We start from the raw sequence: 20,353 nt of genomic DNA on the forward strand, positions 1-20,353 counted from the left end.
TCTCCTCTCACGCTTATTTTTGTTTAATACAATCATGAACTATGCTTTGTTCTTTTTGGGACGTTTCCAACCATTAATACTCACTTGCCTGGCACGGGCCAACGTTAACTGATCTTCAGGAGTATCCCGGGTAATTGTAGAACCTGCACCGATAGTAGAACCTCGCGCTATTCTTACGGGCGCTACCAGTTGCGTATCTGAACCGACAAAAACATCATCCTCAATAATAGTCTGATGCTTAAGAGCACCATCGTAATTACAGGTGATTGTTCCAGCCCCAATATTTACCTTAGCACCAATTACTGCATCACCTATGTAACTGAGGTGATTTGCTTTGCTCCCCATGCCAATTTTGCTATTTTTTATCTCGACAAAATTACCAACATGCGCTTCATCATAAAGCCTGGTTCCGGGACGGATGCGCGAATAGGGCCCTACATGACAGTTTTTTCCTATCTCTGCGTTTTCTATCAAACTAAACGGGAAAATTGTTGATCCCGGGTAGACAGTGACATTTCGTAAAATACAATGAGCACCAATTTTGACGTCATCACCAAGTTGCACATTGCCTTCAAAAATACAATTAATATCGATTTCAACGTTACGGCCACAGACTAACTGCCCACGTACATCAATACGGGTAGGATCCGTGATCATAACACCCCGTTCTAACAGATTTTTTGCATTATCACGTTGATAAATGCGTTCAAGCTCGGCCAAATGCAATTTACTGTTAATTCCCAGTACCTCCCAGCTATGAGCTGGATGGGCAGCATCTACCCTCACACCTGCCTTTACAGCCATCTCAATAACATCGGTAAGGTAATACTCGCCTTGCGAATTTTTGTTTTGCAGCTTAGGCAAAAACTCACGTAAATATGAATTAGGCAATACCATAATCCCTGTATTAACTTCCCGGATTTGGAGCTGAAATTCACTGGCATCCTTTTCCTCGACAATAGCTTGAATCGCACCTGTTTCTTGATTCTTGACGATCCTGCCATAGCCAAATGGGGCATCCAGCTCTGCCGTCAACAGAACAAAATTGTTTTCGGTTGCCTTTGAGATCAGCCTGTCTAATGTATCGACTTTTATTAAAGGGACATCACCCAGCAATACCAGCGTTACCCCCTCATTATCAAGATAAGGCAGAGCCTGTAACAAAGCATGGCCCGTGCCTAGCTGAACTTCCTGTGGCACCCAATTAATTTCACTATCATTGATCGCACTTTGCACCATCTCACCACCATGCCCATAAACTACGCAGATTTTTTTAGGTGAAAGTGCTCTGGCAGCATCAAGTACATGTCCTAACAAGGGCTTCCCAGCCAGCAAATGTAATACTTTAGGCTGAGATGATTGCATTCTTTTACCCACTCCAGCAGCCAAAATAACTATGTTTAGATCAGTCACGACTGTATATCCCTCTTAATGATTTAAATACATTTTTTGCAAATTCATTTCAGTTAATTCAATTTTGTCACCGCTACTGCCCGCATGGCTATCACATTGCCCCGGCTTACCGGGGCTATTTAAATTATCAATCAAACAAAAAAGCGATTATTCCGCATCCTTGTCAAAATAAGCAGCCGCATCAAGAAGCGGTTGGGCATTGCCGCCTTGTTGAGCAACAATGGCTGCCGATTCTCTAAGTCGCTCTGCCAGCGATTTCGCTTGCTGAGGGTAAAAAGAATTTTTCTCTCCCTGTTCCCGCCCATCTCTTATCCCCCTTCCTTTTTTTAACTTATGCTCTTCCTCTTTCCGTATTTTATTTCTCTGGTACTCAAACTCATCTTCATGATGCTTTTTGTAGTTTTTTTGTCTCGGTGCTGCATCAGATTCCCAGGAATTATCGGGTTCTTGTCCTGCGGCAGCTGCATGTGCTGATATTGGCGCTCCTGTACCTGTCACTATAGCCACGGCGACAATCAGCAGCACATGAGCGGTTCTCAACGGGTGAATGTTATGTTTCATTTGATTATCCTCTTAATGGTTAACCTTTTTCTATTAAATTACCGAAGGAGCAGTCGCTTACTGCGTCAGCCCCCGATTAACCGTGAATACTGTTGGTGTCGTAGTTACGTTAACTGCACGGACAAATTGACCGCCATATGTTCCGCCACCGGTAATTCCCGTCATCTCTAGAGTGATAGCTTTGTTTGCCGATAAGGCGACTTGGTTGGTGCTCCGATTCCATTTCGCCTGAATAATCGCAGTCTTCGCGTCGAGTCTCTGTTTTGTCTTATCGCCAATTTGCCAATATGGCAAATTCAAGACTGGCAATTTAAACAATCGCTCGTAGGCTGCAAAGACAGCGTTTAACCAATCAAATATCAGCGTATTGCCATTTGCATAATTGGCTGCATTCGATTGATGAAAAAAATGAGGCCATTTATTAAAGGACAGCATATGGCGTACCGCATTGTCGGCTTCGGCTGCGAGAATTTCTGCATAACTCCGGGGAGTGCAGATTGCCCCGGGTATCGAGCAAGGATCTTGGCCGGCATTGACAAACCGATCGTGAAACATATAGTTGTATTCATCAACCAATTGATCCGGATTAATGACATTCACGAACACATTGGTTGGCCAGCGCGGCAGCATAATGCGATCCGTCGATTTGCCATCATCGTACTGAGTAATATATTGCTCAACGTTCTGTGCTCGCTGCGAGGAGTCGGAAGCTATATATTGGACATTGGTATTGGCAGCGGCGCGTAGGAATAGCGGATTGGCGCCACCTTGATCAAACGCTACATCGTCATCCTGAACATTGGCCATATTTGTGTGCAGCAAAGGATCATCGGTGCATTTGCGGTCTTTCAGCCCAGCGTGATTGCCCGTTAGCAGGACCCGGTTGTTATTCGCTTGCTCAGGCAGCCCCAACAGTCCCCACACCGTCCGGTTCTTGGTAATTTCTGCCTGGATAGGCGCCACGGTAGTAAAGGTTTCATAATCACACGGGGCATTCGCTGGCACGGGTGGTTTATCCATGTCTGCATGTGTGAAAGTGTGGTTGATGTAACGGAACGCATCTTTGTTGGCGATTACTGCGGCCACCAAATCTTCTGTCAGGTTCGCCACCGGTGCCGGTGCTTCCGGATCAATCACTGCCCCGGATCCATTGAATGGGAAATCCAGTTTGAAAGCGCCAGCCGTTGGATGAGTAGCCCGAAAAGCAGCCTGCTTCTCCACGAGATTGCTGATATCGCTACTGTTCAAGCGATAGCTTTGCAACGGATTATCCGCTTTAAGGCTGGGATCATATAGTGTATTCGCTAAGAACAAATCATCCAAATGAGCAGCCATATGCACGCGACGTGCACCCACGAACACACCTTGCGTCGCCCAGTTGATAAACTCGTAGGCCAGTACTTTTGAATGGATGAGAAACGAAGCATGGGAAATGGTCGAGATCATTACTTCACGCAACGGTGTGGTCTGGTTGGGCAGCTTGTATTGTACGATCGATAACAGCGCCTCTCCATTGGTGGTTTGCAGCAGTGGCATAACGCTCGGGATAGTGCCGTCGCGTGGACCCACAGCATCATTTCGGGGAGTGGCGGCAAAGGCAAAGTCGGTGATCGGCAACGGATTGGCCAGGTTTACCGATTCAAGTACCTCTTTTTGATAGGCAGCCGGTACTGACCACTGCGTATTGTAGCTGGCCCCACTGGATGAAAACACCAGACCATAATCCAGGTAGATGCCGAACGGTGCATTGGGGTCAAAGTAAGTGGCGGGCCAACCCGATAAGACGGCTTCACGGACCTTAAAGTCCTTTTCATAATTGTGCAGAATGTCCCACTCTGCCGGGGTGAAGTTGGGAGTCAAATCGGAGATTGTGAGGATAATGCCGTTGTAGCTACCTACACAACCCGCATCTACGGAGTTGCAGGCTACGCCATTCAAAGAGGCGAGCATATCGGCAGTTAAATCCTGGGTGTTAGCATTCAATACGTCATAGAGCACGCCTATTTCATCCAGCACAGGCTTGATGTAGCTGAGTCCCAGATCCTGGGTTTCATCTCCTGTTGAAATGACTAATACTTTCAAATTGACCGTATTATCGGCAAAGGCAGGCGGCGCTATCATTAATGCTAGCCACATTGCCACGGTAGCAAGCAGCCCCCCTGTTAATCTCCAATTCTTTATCATAAATACTCTCCTCTCAGCTCACATAAATATCTCATGAAGTTAAAGCACCTATTTTCTGCAATTTCTTATTCCCTTCATTACCTTCGAAGATTACAAGGGCATAAACTGTATTAAATTACAAAGCATGATCTATGCCAAACAATATAAATTCAGAATAATCAGCGTGTTATAGACAAAAGAAAGCGTAACACCGAATTGAAGTGTAAAATCCTGCGACATAATTTTGCTGCGCTTAGAAAGAAATCACACTCTCGATTTCGTACAAAAAGATCGAGTTTTGGAGACTAAGTGAGCTTGGATTGGTGAGGTAAAGAAGAGCCAAGAATCGAGTATTAATGCATTGGCGTGAGCAGCGCAAGCAGTTTGTGCAAGTGTTACCGTAATAGGACGTACATAATGCGAGCGATCGAGTTGAGCAGATTAAGCTCGTCCGCCGGGCAGTGAATAGAAATGTCCGCACTCACTGACAGGTTGTTGGAAAAACTATCTATACTACCGCTGAAGTGTTAAAAAAAACGCAAAATGCTCATTTATCAGGTATAAACTCTGCTTCCCCGTCTGCTTTTGTCTATCATCAGCTAGCGAATAAATAGTTAAAAATTTCATCATTCCATGATTCTTGTGCTGTTTGGAAATTCAGAAATTAGGATGAGTCGCTCAATCATGTGGAAAGCTGAAAATAAAAAGCAAAAAAATGCTTGAGAATTAAAAATATCGATTTATTGAATATACTGCTTAATCAAAATGTAAAATTTTCCGACAGAATTTTATTCAAAGCTTAAATAAATTATTCCATTTCGGTGCATTATCACTTTATATACATACAAATAACATTGATAAAACAAAATATTAATTAATTTACACCTTTTTGTAGTCAAACAGAGACATTAAATATTTACCAGTAAAATTGTTCACTTTTAAAATTTATTTACCCAAAAAAATAAAAAGATCACTTCAGCTGTTATTGGTCTCGGCGCTACTTACAGCCAATGTCAATTTTACCGAGTTCATTTCCCTATCCCGTTCAATCAATATAGGCTCAACCTCTTCACCACCGTTCAATGCTCTTACTGTTCAAGACCAACAAGGTTCAGACAATAACTTGAATAGCCATGTAGAATTTAAACCAATTGACAAGCGATATGTAGGAATTTCTCAATTCAATGCGCCCTCCATTCCAAATCCTACAATTCAGGAATTAAAATTTCACGCGAATTATCGTGGTCCAGAAAAATCCACAGAACACCAGGAATTTCAACTACTTAATAATTTCGAGAAATGGTTACCTATTGCAGACAACTTTAATGCTCAAAACGGGTTAAGGAGCAATGATATCAATTCATCAATAAAAGATGCCGGTCAATTTATAGACAACAATCAGCAGGAGGCTTTGCGCTATAAAACAAAAAGTAGCGTAGATAAAAATCAACCCGACTATTTTGCTTTCAAAATAAATAGCTCGGGATCAAATTCTACCATGGCCATATCAGGGTTTACGGATGGCACGACTGCTATGCCAAGGACAACTACTAGAAACAGGAGAGGCCGTTGGCAACCAGTTCCTGGATTAAAATGGCAAATTCAATATACAGGCACACTCGATACTTCCTTAAATGTCGATGTTTATAATATTGACTTGTTTGATATCAGTGCAAAAGTCATCTCGGAATTACAATCAAAAGGTAAGCATATCATTTGTTATTTTAGCGCAGGCAGCTATGAAAACTGGCGTCCCGATGCTAACGCATTTCCAGCATCGATTCTCGGTCGAAAGCTTGATAGCTGGGCGGGCGAGAAATGGTTAGATATCCGGCAATTAGATATTCTGATTCCCATCATGCAAGCACGCATGAAGTTGGCCGCCGACAAAGGTTGTCATGCTGTCGATCCTGACAATGTTGACGGTTACAGTAATAATACGGGATTCCCTCTTAGTTATAATGATCAGCTGGCTTACAACATCGCTATTGCTAATACGGCTCATAATCTTGGATTAGCTGTAAGTTTGAAAAATGATGTTGAACAAATCAAGGATCTTGTAAATCATTTTGACTTTGCTGTAAATGAAAAGTGTTTTCAATATGACGAATGCACTATGCTCATACCATTCATCTCTGCGGGAAAAGCAGTGTTCGGTATTGAATATTATCTTTCAGATTCAAGTTTCTGTCCGCGCGCAAATGCAATGAATTTTGATTTTCTCAAGAAGAAATTATCTCTGGATGCTTGGAGAAAATCCTGCAGATAGTTGAAGCAGAGGATGTGCACAACCCAATATAGAAGAATATCTGTATCAAACAGATTGGTTTGATATAATTCAAAGATCTTGGTGAGCATATTTTGAATTAATTCGACCAGAAAAACAGGTGCTATTTGATCCTTTCTCCTGATCGAATTAATGATTCACTCTTATTTCATATTTTATTATCAGTATATTAAATGATCATTCAGGGATGAAAATTTAAGCTGCTCATTGAACAAAAAGCGGTTACTGACCTTCCTTGTCAAAATAAGCAGCCGCATCAAGAAGCGGTTGGGCATTGCCGCCTTGTTGAGCGACAATAGCTGCCGATTCTCTAAGTCGCTCTGCCAGTGATTTCGCCTGCTGAGGGTAAAAAGAATTTTCCTCTCCCTGTTCCCGCCCCTCTCTTATCCCCTTCCCTTTTTTTAATTTATGCTCTTCCTCTTTCCGTATTTTATTTATTTGCTCTTCAGATTCATCCTTATTATGTCCCGGTGCCGCCTCAGATTTACCGGGATTATCGGGTTTTTGTTCTTCGGCTGCATGGACCGATATCGGTAACCCTGTACCTATCATCATAGCCATAGTGACAATCAGCAAAGCAAGGGCAGTTCTCAATGAGTGGATGTAGTGTTTCATTTGATTATCCTCTTAACGGTTAACCTTTTTCTATAAAATCACCGAAGCAACGATTGCTTACTGCGTCAGCGCGCGATCTACTGTGAACACTGCCGGTGTCGCAGTTACGTCAACTGCCTGGATAAACTGACCACCATATAAATCCCCACCGGCAATCCCCGTGACCTCTAGATTCACCGCTTTGTCTGCCGATAAAGTGACTTGATTAGTAGTTCGATCCCACTTTGCTTGAATAACCGCAGTCTTAGCATCAAGCCTGTTTTTTGTTTTATCGCCAATCTGCCAATAGGGCAAATTCAAGACCGGTAAATTAAATAATTGCTCGTAGGCTATGAAGACAGCATCTAACCAGTCAAATATCAGCGTATTGCCATATGCATAATTGGCCGCATTCGATTGATGGAAAAAATGAGGCCATTTATTAAAGCTCAGCATATGTCGTACCGCGTTGTCGGCTTCAGCAGCGAGAATTTCTATATAATTCCGAGGAGTGCAGATCGCCCCTGGTATGGTGCAAGGATCCTTACCGTCATTGATAAATCGATCGTGAAACATATAGTTGTATTCACCCACCAATTGATCCGGGTTAATGACATTCACGAACACATTGGTTGGCCAGCGCGGCAGCATAATACGATCAGTGGCACTACCATCCTCATACTGAGCAATATACTGCTCAACGTTTTGTGCTCGCTGCGAGGCGTCGGAAGCCACATATTGCACATTGGTATTGGCAGCAGCTTGCAGCAACAGCGGATTGGCGCCACCTCGATCAAACGCCACATCGTCATCCTGAACATTAGCCATTTCCGGATGCAGCAAAGGTTCACCAGTGCACCTGCGATCGTTGAGGCCTGAATGATTGCCCGTAAGCAGAACCCGGTCGTTTTCAGCTTGCTCAGGAAGAGCCAATAGTCCCCACACCGTCCGATTCTTGGTAATTTCTGCCTCGATAGGTGCTGCGCCAGTGAAAGTTTCATAATCACATGGGGCATTCGCCGGCACGGGTGCTTTATCCATGTCTGCATGCGTAAAAGTGTGGTTGATGTAACGAAACGCATCTTTGTTGGCGATCACTGCTGCCACCAGATCTTCCGTCAGGTTTGCAACCAGAGGGGTTGCGGCCGGATCAACCACTGCCCCGGATCCGTTGAATGGAAAATCCAGTTTGAAAGCGCCAGCCGTTGGATGAGCAGCCCGAAAATCAGCCTGCTTGCTTATGGCATTGCTGATATCGCTGCTGGTCAAGCGATAAGTTTGCAACGGGTTAGACTCCTTGAGGTCGGGATCCCACAGCTCATTCGCAATGAATAAATCGTCCAAATGAGCGGCCATATAAACGTAACGCGCCCCTACAAACACCCCTTGAGTTGCCCAGTTGATAAACTCGTAAGCCAGTACTTTTGAATGAATGAGAAATGAAGCATTGGCGATGGTCGAGATCATCACCTCGCGCACCGGTGCTGTCTGGTTGGGCATCAGGTACTGAACGATCGATACCAGCGCTTCTCCATTGGTGGTCTGCAGCAGTGGCATAACACTCGGGATAGTGCCGTCACGTGGACCCACAGTATCATTTCGCGGGGCGGCGGCGAAGGCAAAATCGGTAATCGGCAATAAATTTGCCTGATTTACCGATTCAAATATTTCTTTTTGGTAGGTGGCAGGCACTGACCACTGCCCGATATAGCTCGCTCCACTGGATGAAAACACCAGACCATAATCCAGGTAAATGCCGAACGGCGCATTGGGGTCAGAGTAGGTAGCCGGCCAACCCGATAAGACGGCTTCACGGACTTTAAAGTCCTTTTCGTAATTGTGCAGAATGTCCCACTCTGCCGGTGTAAAGTTGGGAGTCAAGTCGGATATGGTCAGGATAATGCCGTTGTAGCTACCCACACAACCCGCATCCAGGGAGCTGCAGGCTACGCCATTCAAAGAAGCAAGCATATCGGCAGTTAAATCCTGTGTGGTAGCATTGAATACGTCATAGGGCACGCCTATTTCATCAAGAACAGGCTTGATGTAGCTGAATCCCAGATCCTGGGTTTCGTCTCCTGTTGAAATGACCAATACCTTCAAATTGACAGCATTATCGGCAAAGGCAGGCGGTATCATGAATAATGCTAACCACATTACTACTGAGACAAGCAGATTAATTCCTTTTTCATAGTTCTTTTTCATCAGCATTCTCCTCGCACTCTCAACTTTGCTCACATAAAAAATCTAACTTATGAAGTTTTACAAGCTATATAGTTTCTGTAATTATTATCACCTTCCAAAATCATAAAAATAAACTATATTAAGTAGCGAGCATGATTCATGCCATATTATATAATCAATGAATAATCATGTAGTTACAAACAAAGGGGAATATTGAAAAATATAGCGCCGGCTCGAAGTGTAAAATTCTTCGACAAAATTCTGTGAGTAGACTTCTCTTACTTACAATTCAGTCCACATAAACATTTTATGAAGTTTTTATAATCTATCTAGTCTTTATTATTTTTTATTCTCTCCAAAAATCACAAAGGCATAAACATCACTTAATATAATGCAGAATTCATGCCAAATTATAATGTTATAAAGGAATACAAACATAGTACTGGGATGGAATGTAAAATTCTTCGACATATATTTATCATGCTTAAGAAAGAAAATTATATTATCGATCTGGTACAAAAAGATGTCCGCTGGATACCAAGTTAGTTTGAAGTAACAAGGTAAAAAGAAAGCACTAAAAATCAAAATTTAATGCATCGGTATAAGAAGCAGATGCGTCTTATGCTTTGTGTAAATGATATTGTAATAGGGGGATACTCATAATATGAGCGACCAAGTTGAGCAGGCTGAACTAATCGGTCGAGCAGCGAATAAGAATACCCACGCTCGCTAAAGCCAAACTGAAAATAAATGCAGAAATGATGCTAGAAAGTTAAAAATATTGATTTTTTAAATACACTGACTAATCAAAATGTAAAATTCTTCGACAGAATCTCTTATTCAAAATTCAAATCGGCCTTCAGAAGTTGCACTTCGAATTTGAATCCACGTATTATTAACTCGAAAGAAAACCACCTTTCGATACCACAAGAACGGTTATTAAGAGTTTGGCTATGATAGATAAAATTCGCACTTGGCATCAACTAGTTGAGCAGATTGAATATAATTTTCTGTATCAGTGGGTTTGTTTACCAGTATGTGTTGGACTGGACATAGACGAATCGGTTTACGAGCAAACCATCTTTACCCAGAATTTTAATCATATGTTGAGTAACAAAATGGCTGGACATTTTGTTGCTGGAGCATGGAACTGCTATCATGTTAGAACCTTAGCAATGACCAACATTTCAGCATGGATTGCACACCACTAGGTGTAAGAGCTTCGCATAAAAGCTTTATGGGTACAAAAAATGGAAAAAGCCATCACTGGATGATAATGTTCATAAAGAGTATATACTCAAAATATCCGCCGTAAGTGTACAGGTAAAGTTTAAAAAGTGAGAAATCCCAATTACTTGAATAAAAACTGCCCCAAAATGAGCAGTTTCAGCTTTTTTTGAAAAAATAGCTAAAGAGTAAACTAATACATACAATCATTAAAAAGATTCCAGACTGTAAGCATCAAATTTTTCAAAATCCCGTTAGAGCAATATAAATCCCTGATGTTCTCGCTAAGTATTGATCTCTTGCATCCAATCAATACTACTCCACTGAATGGCATTAATTAGAATAAAAAATATTTTGTATTTGCCATTGATCCAGCTTACAGAAATATTTGTAACATCTTGTATTTAAGTTTTTATTTAAAGATAATCCTTCTCACTGCCTAATTCCATTCCCCAATCAAAAATGGCGCGAAGACGAGCCGCAGACAGAAGAAGAATACGGCAAGGTGAAGCCAACAAAATCAGTTTTGATTTAAAAATGGAATAACACATCAAAAAGACCTTTTAATGGCAAACTAGCGAGGCATTCTCCAGCTTGGTTATAGGGAAAACAAATTTCCAGCTTCGGTTCTGTTGCTGTCCATCAAGCTTTCCATCTCTCCAATTAATATAGCATTTACGTTTTGAAGATGCTATGACTAATTCTAACGGCATATGCGCATGTACATGTAAATTAGCGCCTTCCGCAGTCTTTTGCCACTTTCCGACCTCTCCGTTGCTATGTAATAGATAGGTGGAAGAAGGAAGCTCAGATGTTGTATTCAATAGAGCTTGCCCATGATTAGGTAAAAGATGCACATACCGCCCCTGCTTAATGTCACGAACGCCGATTATTCCTTCAGAATTTTCCAAATCTGGCCATCCTAGCGATACTGGCAAACGTAAAGTACGTAATTTATTGAGTCCTCTGATATCCCAAGTACCATCGATTCTGCGGGACAAAGTAATACTCCGAAATTCATTTGCCTTCTGAGCATACTCACTCACCCAAATAGCTCTTGGTTCCTGTTTAATGCTCCAGTCATAAACGGATTGAAGCGCATTGATAGATGCTATCTTACTTCCCGAATAAAAGTGATAATGGATATGCAATGGTTTCAGGCGCAGCGGGCTATCGGTAAGCTGCATAGTTTCAATGACTCGATTAAATCCGTAAAAAGGGCCTTGCCAGCTGTTCGTAAAAACATGCTCACTTGCAATGGGAGCATATACCTGAAATTGATCGCCAATTGCATAGCCCAGAGGGGGCACACGTGTCATGGTTTTTTCATCTTTGCTTATAGTCGCACCACCGCCATTCATATTCTCCAACCCAAGTGAATGCGTCAGAGTTAAAGCTTCTTTATCTGCCAGCGCATCACCAGTCCAGAAAAAAACACGAACTTGCTTTTTCTCAGGCGCCAGCTTTTTATTAATATAATTTACCGACCCAGCGATTTCCCGTTCCAAGCTAAACTTATAATCAGGAATGGAAAAGTTAAAATCATCACCTCTCGCATCAATATTGTTCTTTGGAAACCATGTTGAAGGATGACTATAAGAATGGCTAGCGATCTCAACATTATTTAGATCAAAAATGTTTCGCGCCACTTTCTCGATTTCAGTAAGCCTATCTGTAGAGTTACCGTTTGATACTTCTCCTTCAATTATAGAAACCGTCGATGGCAATTTATATTTTTTTAAGAAATAATCCTGAATCACTTTTATTGTTAAGGGTGTTCCCGGTATCTCTGCTTTATTGCTGGATCCATCACCATCAATTTGCACCAGTAATAAGCGTCTGCCATTCTCAGTGGTGACATCAGGAACAGGTATTTCTGGTAGGTCGAGAGCCTTGGTTAAAAATTTAAATGGGTCAATAATCCACCGCTGACGTCCCTCATAGCCAGTCTCAATTACATAAGGATGGAAGGCAACTCCACCCCACTGTCCAGTAAATACAGCGACCCAAGATTGTTTATTTTGATCTATCAAACTTAGATGTGTATCAATATTTCTTGAAGCTTGCCAGGTGGTGAACCCGCGTGTTTTTGGCTGAGGTTTCACTTCATAACCAATAATTTGATCGCTCCGTTCAATTTTGAGCGGCTCTTTTATTGCTGACTGACTTAATTTGACCTGCAAATGCTGCAAAAAAGTATTATTAGCTTTAAAACCTAGATTACCCAGAATAGCAACCTTTATGCCAGAATCTATTTGGCTTAATAGCCAATCTCTATAATTTATTGGTCCTCGTAAAGTATCGTTGTTGAACCAGGTGACAATCCCGGCATATTGTCCTATCAGTGATTGAGTGGGTAGTCCACTGTTTACATCTAAATAATCAACTGTATAACCCATATATTCTAGTGGCATGGCAAGTAATTTATGCACATCAGTTCGCTGCAATCCTTCTGGATGCTCTTGCCCATCATAAAGCGCTAAAATTCGTCTTGGAAATATTTCCGACAATCCGACACCAAGAATATCGAGTTTTGGAGTGGCCACCCAAGGGGTAAAACCCAAGTCAGATATTCGTTTAGCAGTCTTTCGCGCCAATTCTCTCTGCTTTGGGTCAACATAATCGATAACAATTATCTGTAATCCATATTGATCTCGTGTCTGCCTGAGCTTCTCCAGCAACCAGTGATGATCTGCTTCTTTAACTTCGGTATATTCTTGTTTAGCTGGGTCCCAGCCTTCGAATAGTGATTCTGCAGCCAGCGCGACAGCATATCGACCCACTTCCGGTAAAACCTCAAACCCACGGTTAAAAATAAGTTTAACCCCTGGGAAATGTTGATGAATACGACTAATGAGGCTTGCCAATGCTTTTTCCTGAAGCAATCGACCATCAGCATCATGGACAGCGCTTTGATAGCTATCCATGGTATCCAGAAAAAAGCCGCGATATCCTTCTTTCCACAGCTTGCTTAAATATTTATTAATGAGATAGTCATGCCACCCTTGTTGGGTTAAGTCAATAATACGACTCCCCCATTTTTCATTACTGCCCAGAATCCAGGATTTAGGAATTTCTGAATACCAAGAGCGCGTCAGATGGATTTCTCCTATACTTATATAGGCAAATACGTTTGTTCCTTTAGCATGGAGATCATCCAGATTATCCATATTCTCTGGCTCCACCACCACTTGCTGATAATGTGAAAGTAAATTCACCGGAACAGGCCGACCATAGAAAAATGCGATACTCTGGTTTGCCTGTAGGGGCAAGCAGATACTTAATAAAATTATGCTATGAATAAGGAATACAACTGCTCGATAGTTCAAGAAGATTAATTTCATATTTTTCTCTTTTCCATGAGATAAGCACGAAGCCAACTACCTTCAGCAAAACCGAGAAACTTGCCTCTTAGATGGGTTAAATTAATTTTTAATTTCTGATTTTATGATGATGCGGGGAAATATTTCCGACAATCCGACACCAAGAATATCGAGTCTTGGAGTGGCCACCCAAGGTGTAAAACCTAAGTAAGATATTCGTTTAGCAGTCTTTCGCGCCAATTCTCTCTGCTTTGGGTCAACATAATCGATAACAATTATCTGTAATCCATATTGATCTCGTGTCTGCCTGAGCTTCTCCAGCAACCAGTGACGATCTGCTTCTTTAACTTCGGTATATTCTTGTTTAGCTGGGTCCCAGCCTTCGAATAGTGATTCTGCAGCCAGCGCGACAGCATATCGACCCACTTCCGGTAAAACCTCAAACCCACGGTTAAAAATAAGTTTAACCCCTGGGAAATGTTGATGAATACGACTAATGAGGCTTGCCAATGCTTTTTCCTGAAGCAATCGACCATCAGCATCATGGACAGCGCTTTGATAGCTATCCATGGTATCCAGAAAAAAGCCGCGATATCCTTCTTTCCACAGCTTGCTTAAATATTTATTAATGAGATAGTCATGCCACCCTTGTTGGGTTAAGTCAATAATACGACTCCCCCATTTTTCATTACTGCCCAGAATCCAGGATTTAGGAATTTCTGAATACCAAGAGCGTGTCGGATGGATTTCTCCTATACTTATATAGGCAAATACGTTTGTTCCTTTAGCATGGAGATCATTCAGATTATCCATATTCTCTGGCTCCACCACCACTTGCTGATAATGTGAAAGTAAATTCACCGGAACAGGCCGACCATAGAAAAATGCGATACTCTGGTTTACCTGTAGGGGCAAGCAGATGCTCAATAAAACCATGCTTGATTAAGCAATACAACTGCTCGATAGTTCAAGAAGACTAATTTCATTTTTCTCTTTCCCACGAAATAAGCATTAAGCTGATGACCTTCAGCAAAATCGAAAAACTTACCTTTTAATGGTATTTATAATTAATTTTTTAATCTCCAGATTTATAATGTAGCATAAATGTCTCATACACTAACAGGTTAAGTCTTTTTGAGACGATGACCATTCCAACTACTGTTGTTAACGCAACGGATAAGGCAAATCCATAACCATAAAATACAGGGCCCAGATATTGGCTCAGAAACGTCAATATAATATTTGAGGCTAGAAATAAAAAACAGAGATAGAGTGCATCTTTACGATAATCAAAATAAAACAATAAATTGAGAACCGCCAGCAGTAATACTTGTATTCCGACCGCAATCAAATCAATATTTAACAATACTTTATAAAAAGGTGATATCCCTACCCATATTAGTAATTTATCTCCTAAAGCCAACAGGATAACGATAGTCACTCCCTGCACTTTAATGATTTCGAAAAATCCTCTTCGAATGGTTGCAACCATTTCTTCATAGATTTCTAAAATAAGCCTTAAGGAAGCACCGCCATTAATAGCACCATAAAACTTTGTATATTTTTCTACAAAATCTGTTTCTATTCGCAATAAAAATACGGCCATCCCAGGTATGATTGATAAATAAGCAAGAAAGATTGGAAGATCATAAAGCTCTGATCCTCTTAAAGGAAAAATGATCGAAGTACTTGTTTGAGGATTGAACCAGAAAATAAACTTATCAGCCCAAATAGCTACGTTATAAAGTAAGCCAGTAATTGCCAAGCTTGGAAATATCTGGTTTCGTCGCAAAAAATCAAAAGCAATCAGTTTATTACTAGAATAGGAGTTAAAAACTACAACCATAAGCATAAATAATAAGATGCCTTGTCCTACAACAAACCCAGAAAGCAAGCCTTCCAGTCCAAACTTACCCAATTCTTTAGAAGCCCATACCGTTATCCCATAACCTAACAGAAATGCTAACAAAATTTCACGATATGCCTTGAGTCCCGATAAAATGATCACTACTATCCAAATAGTAGAAAGAATAATCAAACCACTTAACATTAATAAGCGATACAATACAGAACCAGCAAAGAAATAAATTAAACACAAGCTTGCAAGTGTTCCGATTACAGTGATTACAAGACATATGGCACCAATCAGGTTTGGCAGAACTAGTTCCTCATGCTTTTCATACACCCTGTCAGCAATAAAACGCGTGATGATTAACTGTAATGGACCAGTCAGAATTAAAGATATCGCCATCAGATAAGTTACAGATATCTGGAACTGTCCTACAAAATAAGGGACAGAGGAGCTATCTGTGCTGATGAAACCAATTAATAGTATCCCAACGATCGATAATACCCATGGGCCAGAACCAATAATTCCGGCGAAACTATACGCTAACAGTACTCCAGATAGAGTATCTGCCTTCATCAGTTCACGTAGTCTGAACCCAATGCCTGCCATTATTGTATCAATGCCTGATCATAAATTGTTTTATAGCCGTCTAACATTCTAGACTGCGTATAATAGCTCTCAACTCGTTGAATGCCAGCTCTTTGTGCTGAATACCACCGATTCTCATCGGTCAGCAGTGTAATAATTGCTTCTGCAATGGCTTCTGGATTAGCGATGGGAACTACTATTCCCGCGCATCCCAAAGCACGGTCTTCGTCGCTACTGCCTTCGATGATTTCCCGGCAGCAACCCACATCAGTTGTCACAACTGGTAAACCGCTTGCATAGGCCTCAAGTAATACTAGTGGAAAAGCTTCACTGATTGATGACAATACCAACAATCCTAGACGAGGAAGCACATCGCTTATTTTTTGGAATCCTAAAAAATGTACGTTTTTTTCCAATTCCAGCTCCAGCACTAAATCCCTACATTCTTGTGCGTACTCTTTATCTTCATCATCTGGACCAATCAGCCAACCTTCAGCTTCAGGTAATTGAGTAACCACCGTACGCATGGCCCGAATAAAAGTTTTAATATCCTTTATAGGTACTATCCTTCCCAGCAATCCAATCACGAGAGGAATTTTTTCTGGTCGTTGCGCGCGTAGAGTAAGAAAACGCTCGATTTCCATTCCGTTTGGTATAACCTTTGTACGGTCGCGATCTGCGCCATCAGTAATCTGCCGTTCTCTATTTTTCTCATAAAGACTAATAATAGGGTTCGATGCTTTATAAATAAGCCGTCCCAATGATTCAAAATATCTTAGCCATAATAGTTCCTGATATTGCATTCCCATATGATAAGCATCACTTAATAAATCACGATGCTCCTTGATAAAAAGAGACTGCAAATCTATTTTTCTTTCTTTTGTGTAAATACCATGTTCCGTTAGTATTAACGGTCGGTGGGTTAAATAATGCAATAATACTCCTAACAAACCTGCAAAACCTGTAGACACAGTATGAAATGTTCCTGTACTAAGCGCAAATTGGTGAGCAATGTTGGCAATCTTAAATAACGGAGCATGCATGGATTTAATTGCCCATATGTAATCTATGAATGAATTGTCTGCATTATTTTCATTATATTGCTTACAGATCTGCTCCCATGCCGCTACGCTATAAAAAAACTCCTCCACAGTAAAGCCAGACGGTTGTCCCAAAGAAACCAAAATTTTACTTACTAGTGCTTCATCGAAGCTTGAACAAGGATTGCGAAACCAATCGTGGAGCTTGCTTGAGCTCTGAATATACTCATCATTACCGTTACAAGCTTTTGGCTTAGAGAATGAAAGAGGGTCCCACAAGTAATGGCATTCCAGATGAACTACATTACTAGGTACGGCATATTTCTGATCGGTATAATCTTTTTCCTTTGATCCTAAAAAAACCAGTGCAAATGTGTACTGTGGAAGTCCTTCTATTAACTGGTGTACCCAGCCTGAAACTCCTCCCCTAATAAAAGGATAAGTGCCCTCTAGCAAGAGAGTGATATCTGCATGCTTTTGTTTTTTTTGTATTAGTTTCTTTTCTGCCAAAATTGTACTACCGATGTTAATTGAGGATAAGCTGCTGGATAATCTATCTCTGCCATTAATTGCTTTACCTTGTAGTATTGATGTCTATGAAAAGCAATTTCTGCATAGTAAATCAATAATTTTTTATGCTCCATTCCCAGACTCTCAGCTTTTTTAAATTGTTCATATGCACGCTCAAAATTTCCCAGCTTCAGCAAGATTTGTGCATACTGGAAGCATAATCCCACATCTTGGGGGTAATATTTAAGACCCAGTTCAATATATTTGCAGGCCATATTAAGCACATAATTTCGTGCTTCCCCTTGAGTTAGACCAAGATTTGCTAATTCCCAATAGTCATTTGCAATCTGACGATACAAGCGTTTATTTCTTGAGTTTTCTATTTTTTCAAGTTTTTGCTTCGAAAGCTTAATTCGTTCGCTGATCCCATGCTCTTTTCTGTCCAATAAAGCGTAAGCAAGCAACCTGATATCATCAACTGGATCACTAAGTGCCATACGCAAAAGTGGAATGGCATCCCGATCCTTTATTTTTAATGAAGCATATATCGCCTTAAGTCTTTTATCAGGATTTCTGGACCGATACAAACTATGTAAGTTTGCAAAATTATCATCTATAGCTTGCGCCGGTATATCAGGTAGATTCCTGATTTTACTTAAGCTCATAGCAAAATTGGTTTTTTTGGGTTTAGGAGAATGACGAATGATGAATGGTACTGCCAAGGTTAATCCTACTAATCCTAACACCGGCAAATAAAAAACAACCACAAAAAAGAAAATATTGATCTTCAACTGAGGTTGTTTTCGATTAGATGCCATTATTGTTGGAAAAATACAGGCAGCTATGATACTCGCAATAAAATGAAGAAAAAGAGATGTTATTAAAATTTGTTCAGATAAAGATTCATTTAGAATTAACTTAAAGCCGTATATTTCTAATCCTAATGCTAGAACAAGTAGAATTAAATTACACAGAATTAGAAATAATCGCATTCTTATTTCTTATCTTTGAATATCAAAATAAGCCGTTCTTTTCTTATAAAATTGAAAAATTTCTGATACTAATTTTTTTAGTGAAGTTTTATTATTTAAGCTCCATATATTGAGACTAACTTCACTGTCATGGTAACCAGCGCCCTTAGTATTGGACTCATTGCAAACTTTTTTAGCTAATAATTCTGATAATCCAATACGGTTTAAGAACTCATTAGCACCATTTTCATCCGTATAAGGCAGCAGGATCAGATAAGTTTTATAATTTTGTTCTTCATTGAAAATCCAAATTTTATCGACCCCTCGCAAATTAGCTTGAAATCTAGTCAGATATTTATTTTGTACTTCTTCAGAATCGATAATTGCGCCAATCAACATAGCAGATGTCTTTAAAAGTTTAATTTCATTTAAAACACGTCGCAATTTAAGTTCAACATCTTTTCCTTTATCATCTATATAACTATAGGCCTCTGCACGCCGCTTTACCAGATCACCGATACTTCCCCCTAGTACAGCAAATAAATCCATGGTACTTTCCTGCAATGCAAATAGCGGCATCTCATTCACAACAACCAATCCCCAGATTTTCTGATAAACGTCAATTAAAGGAATAGCGACAAGCGTTTCAGGAGTATCCATTGCATTTTCATTTTCTAATTTAATACTCGCAACAAGCCCTGTTTTTAGGGCTTCTTTTACTAAGGGATCTGAAATTAATAAAGGTGGTGCATGCCCTAAATAAGCCACAGGCTCAGGATTAATTTCTTTTCGCTCATCATCTGTTATCGCGTATATTGCAGCTATTTGCACACTTGCAAAGTCACCAAAGAGTTTAAGAATACTTGCACCGATACCCTTTAGAGGTTCACCTTCATTTTTCTCTAAAGATAAAATATGTCGCTCTAAATCATGCAAGAAAGAACGTAAACTTTTTGCCTGACTTGCTACATGTAACTCTAGCTGACGATGTGAACCTTTGAGAAGGTGATATTCGCGAGTAAACTTATCCATTCTCGCGTTAATATGATTATATTTGCTCTCTAAGTATTTTATTTTCCGCATCCAAATTTCATGAAATTCAGCTGAAATTATTGTGACCAGCAATAAACCAACTATCATTTCTTTTGGAAAAAAAGGAACCTCTTGCCAATCAAATAAAAAGCCCGTCGCAACTATTCCTACAAGCACTGTAGTAGCTACTATCCCATAAGCAAGCCCATGTCGAAGAGCGATTAATAAAGGAGCTAGAATCAACCAGGGAAAATGATAATTTACAAAAAAAGGATCTGATGAATTAATAACATAGCCGATTACCGGAAGTAATATCGTAATAATAATGGATTCTATCCATTTAGTTATTTCTCCTTTTCTTGATGGTATCAACTTATTCAATTTTTGAAAGTAAAAATTATAAATTAGATTTAAAAACTAGATCTGATATAAAACGCTTTTGCTTAATGCTATTTGCATCTCCAAGAAATTTTTCATGCTTTTCAAGCATAGCACTAGAAGATGATGCATTTGACACACTTAACATATCTTCAAGAATTTAGCTCATCATATCTTCAATTGAACTGATCAAATCTTTCAATCTTTCAAATAAAATTTTGGAATCCGAAGAC

At 40.4% G+C, this 20,353-nt stretch carries 12 protein-coding genes; 1 reads left to right on the plus strand and 11 read right to left on the minus strand.

Going from position 1 to position 20,353, the window contains the following annotated elements:
- Positions 1-39: 39 nt before the first annotated feature.
- From glmU to AAW31_RS01475, 3 genes are all read right to left on the minus strand, one after another.
- A complete protein-coding gene (glmU, locus tag AAW31_RS01465; RefSeq protein WP_082110306.1) occupies positions 40-1,413 on the minus strand; it encodes a bifunctional UDP-N-acetylglucosamine diphosphorylase/glucosamine-1-phosphate N-acetyltransferase GlmU in 1,374 nt (457 codons plus the stop codon).
- Between the two features lie 147 nt (positions 1,414-1,560).
- A complete protein-coding gene (locus tag AAW31_RS01470; RefSeq protein ID WP_046848883.1) occupies positions 1,561-1,974 on the minus strand; it encodes a hypothetical protein in 414 nt (137 codons plus the stop codon).
- A gap of 57 nt (positions 1,975-2,031) precedes the next feature.
- Entirely contained in the window at positions 2,032-4,158 is a 2,127-nt protein-coding gene (locus AAW31_RS01475) for an Agd3-related carbohydrate deacetylase (RefSeq protein WP_046848884.1), read from the minus strand.
- Between the two features lie 907 nt (positions 4,159-5,065).
- On the opposite strand from AAW31_RS01475, the gene AAW31_RS18585 reads away from it, so the two are divergent.
- Positions 5,066-6,406, plus strand: a complete 1,341-nt coding sequence (locus AAW31_RS18585) for an endo alpha-1,4 polygalactosaminidase (RefSeq protein ID WP_052751998.1) — start codon at positions 5,066-5,068, stop codon at positions 6,404-6,406.
- Positions 6,407-6,646: 240 nt separating this feature from the next.
- On the opposite strand, the gene AAW31_RS01485 is transcribed toward AAW31_RS18585, so the two are convergent.
- The 8 genes from AAW31_RS01485 to AAW31_RS01525 all read right to left on the minus strand — a co-directional run bounded on the left by AAW31_RS01485 (position 6,647) and on the right by AAW31_RS01525 (position 20,123).
- Positions 6,647-7,039, minus strand: coding sequence for a hypothetical protein (locus AAW31_RS01485; protein WP_046848885.1), 393 nt, complete (start codon positions 7,037-7,039; stop codon positions 6,647-6,649).
- Between the two features lie 57 nt (positions 7,040-7,096).
- Entirely contained in the window at positions 7,097-9,223 is a 2,127-nt protein-coding gene (locus AAW31_RS01490; RefSeq protein ID WP_046848886.1) for an Agd3-related carbohydrate deacetylase, read from the minus strand.
- A gap of 1,769 nt (positions 9,224-10,992) precedes the next feature.
- The gene (locus AAW31_RS01500) at positions 10,993-13,773 is read right to left on the minus strand and encodes a bifunctional glycoside hydrolase 114/ polysaccharide deacetylase family protein (RefSeq protein ID WP_052751999.1); all 2,781 of its coding nucleotides are present in this window, start codon (positions 13,771-13,773) and stop codon (positions 10,993-10,995) included.
- A gap of 81 nt (positions 13,774-13,854) precedes the next feature.
- Positions 13,855-14,667, minus strand: a complete 813-nt coding sequence (locus tag AAW31_RS01505; protein WP_158441327.1) for an endo alpha-1,4 polygalactosaminidase — start codon at positions 14,665-14,667, stop codon at positions 13,855-13,857.
- A gap of 160 nt (positions 14,668-14,827) precedes the next feature.
- Complete coding sequence (gene pelG, locus AAW31_RS01510) at positions 14,828-16,210, minus strand: exopolysaccharide Pel transporter PelG (protein ID WP_046848889.1); 1,383 nt, start codon at positions 16,208-16,210, stop codon at positions 14,828-14,830.
- Positions 16,210-17,739: a GT4 family glycosyltransferase PelF gene (gene pelF / locus AAW31_RS01515; RefSeq protein ID WP_235264452.1), complete on the minus strand. Its 1,530-nt coding sequence runs from the start codon at positions 17,737-17,739 to the stop codon at positions 16,210-16,212. The genes pelG and pelF overlap by 1 nt, the downstream gene beginning before the upstream one ends.
- Positions 17,721-18,731: a hypothetical protein gene (locus tag AAW31_RS01520; RefSeq protein ID WP_046848890.1), complete on the minus strand. Its 1,011-nt coding sequence runs from the start codon at positions 18,729-18,731 to the stop codon at positions 17,721-17,723. The genes pelF and AAW31_RS01520 overlap by 19 nt, the downstream gene beginning before the upstream one ends.
- Positions 18,732-18,740: 9 nt before the next feature.
- The gene (locus AAW31_RS01525; protein WP_144412805.1) at positions 18,741-20,123 is read right to left on the minus strand and encodes a hypothetical protein; all 1,383 of its coding nucleotides are present in this window, start codon (positions 20,121-20,123) and stop codon (positions 18,741-18,743) included.
- Positions 20,124-20,353: the final 230 nt, after the last annotated feature.

This window comes from Nitrosomonas communis (assembly GCF_001007935.1).
Classification (GTDB): Bacteria; Pseudomonadota; Gammaproteobacteria; order Burkholderiales; family Nitrosomonadaceae; genus Nitrosomonas; species Nitrosomonas communis.

Excerpts from the sequence above, each read along its gene's own strand:
- AAW31_RS01470 (WP_046848883.1), bottom strand. The coding sequence starts at position 1,974 with ATGAAACATAACATTCACCCGTTGAGAACCGCTCATGTGCTGCTGATT.
- AAW31_RS01475 (WP_046848884.1), bottom strand. The coding sequence starts at position 4,158 with ATGATAAAGAATTGGAGATTAACAGGGGGGCTGCTTGCTACCGTGGCA.
- AAW31_RS01485 (WP_046848885.1), bottom strand. The coding sequence starts at position 7,039 with ATGAAACACTACATCCACTCATTGAGAACTGCCCTTGCTTTGCTGATT.
- AAW31_RS01490 (WP_046848886.1), bottom strand. The coding sequence starts at position 9,223 with ATGAAAAAGAACTATGAAAAAGGAATTAATCTGCTTGTCTCAGTAGTA.
- AAW31_RS01500 (WP_052751999.1), bottom strand. The coding sequence starts at position 13,773 with ATGAAATTAATCTTCTTGAACTATCGAGCAGTTGTATTCCTTATTCAT.
- pelG (WP_046848889.1), bottom strand. The coding sequence starts at position 16,210 with ATGGCAGGCATTGGGTTCAGACTACGTGAACTGATGAAGGCAGATACT.
- AAW31_RS01520 (WP_046848890.1), bottom strand. The coding sequence starts at position 18,731 with ATGCGATTATTTCTAATTCTGTGTAATTTAATTCTACTTGTTCTAGCA.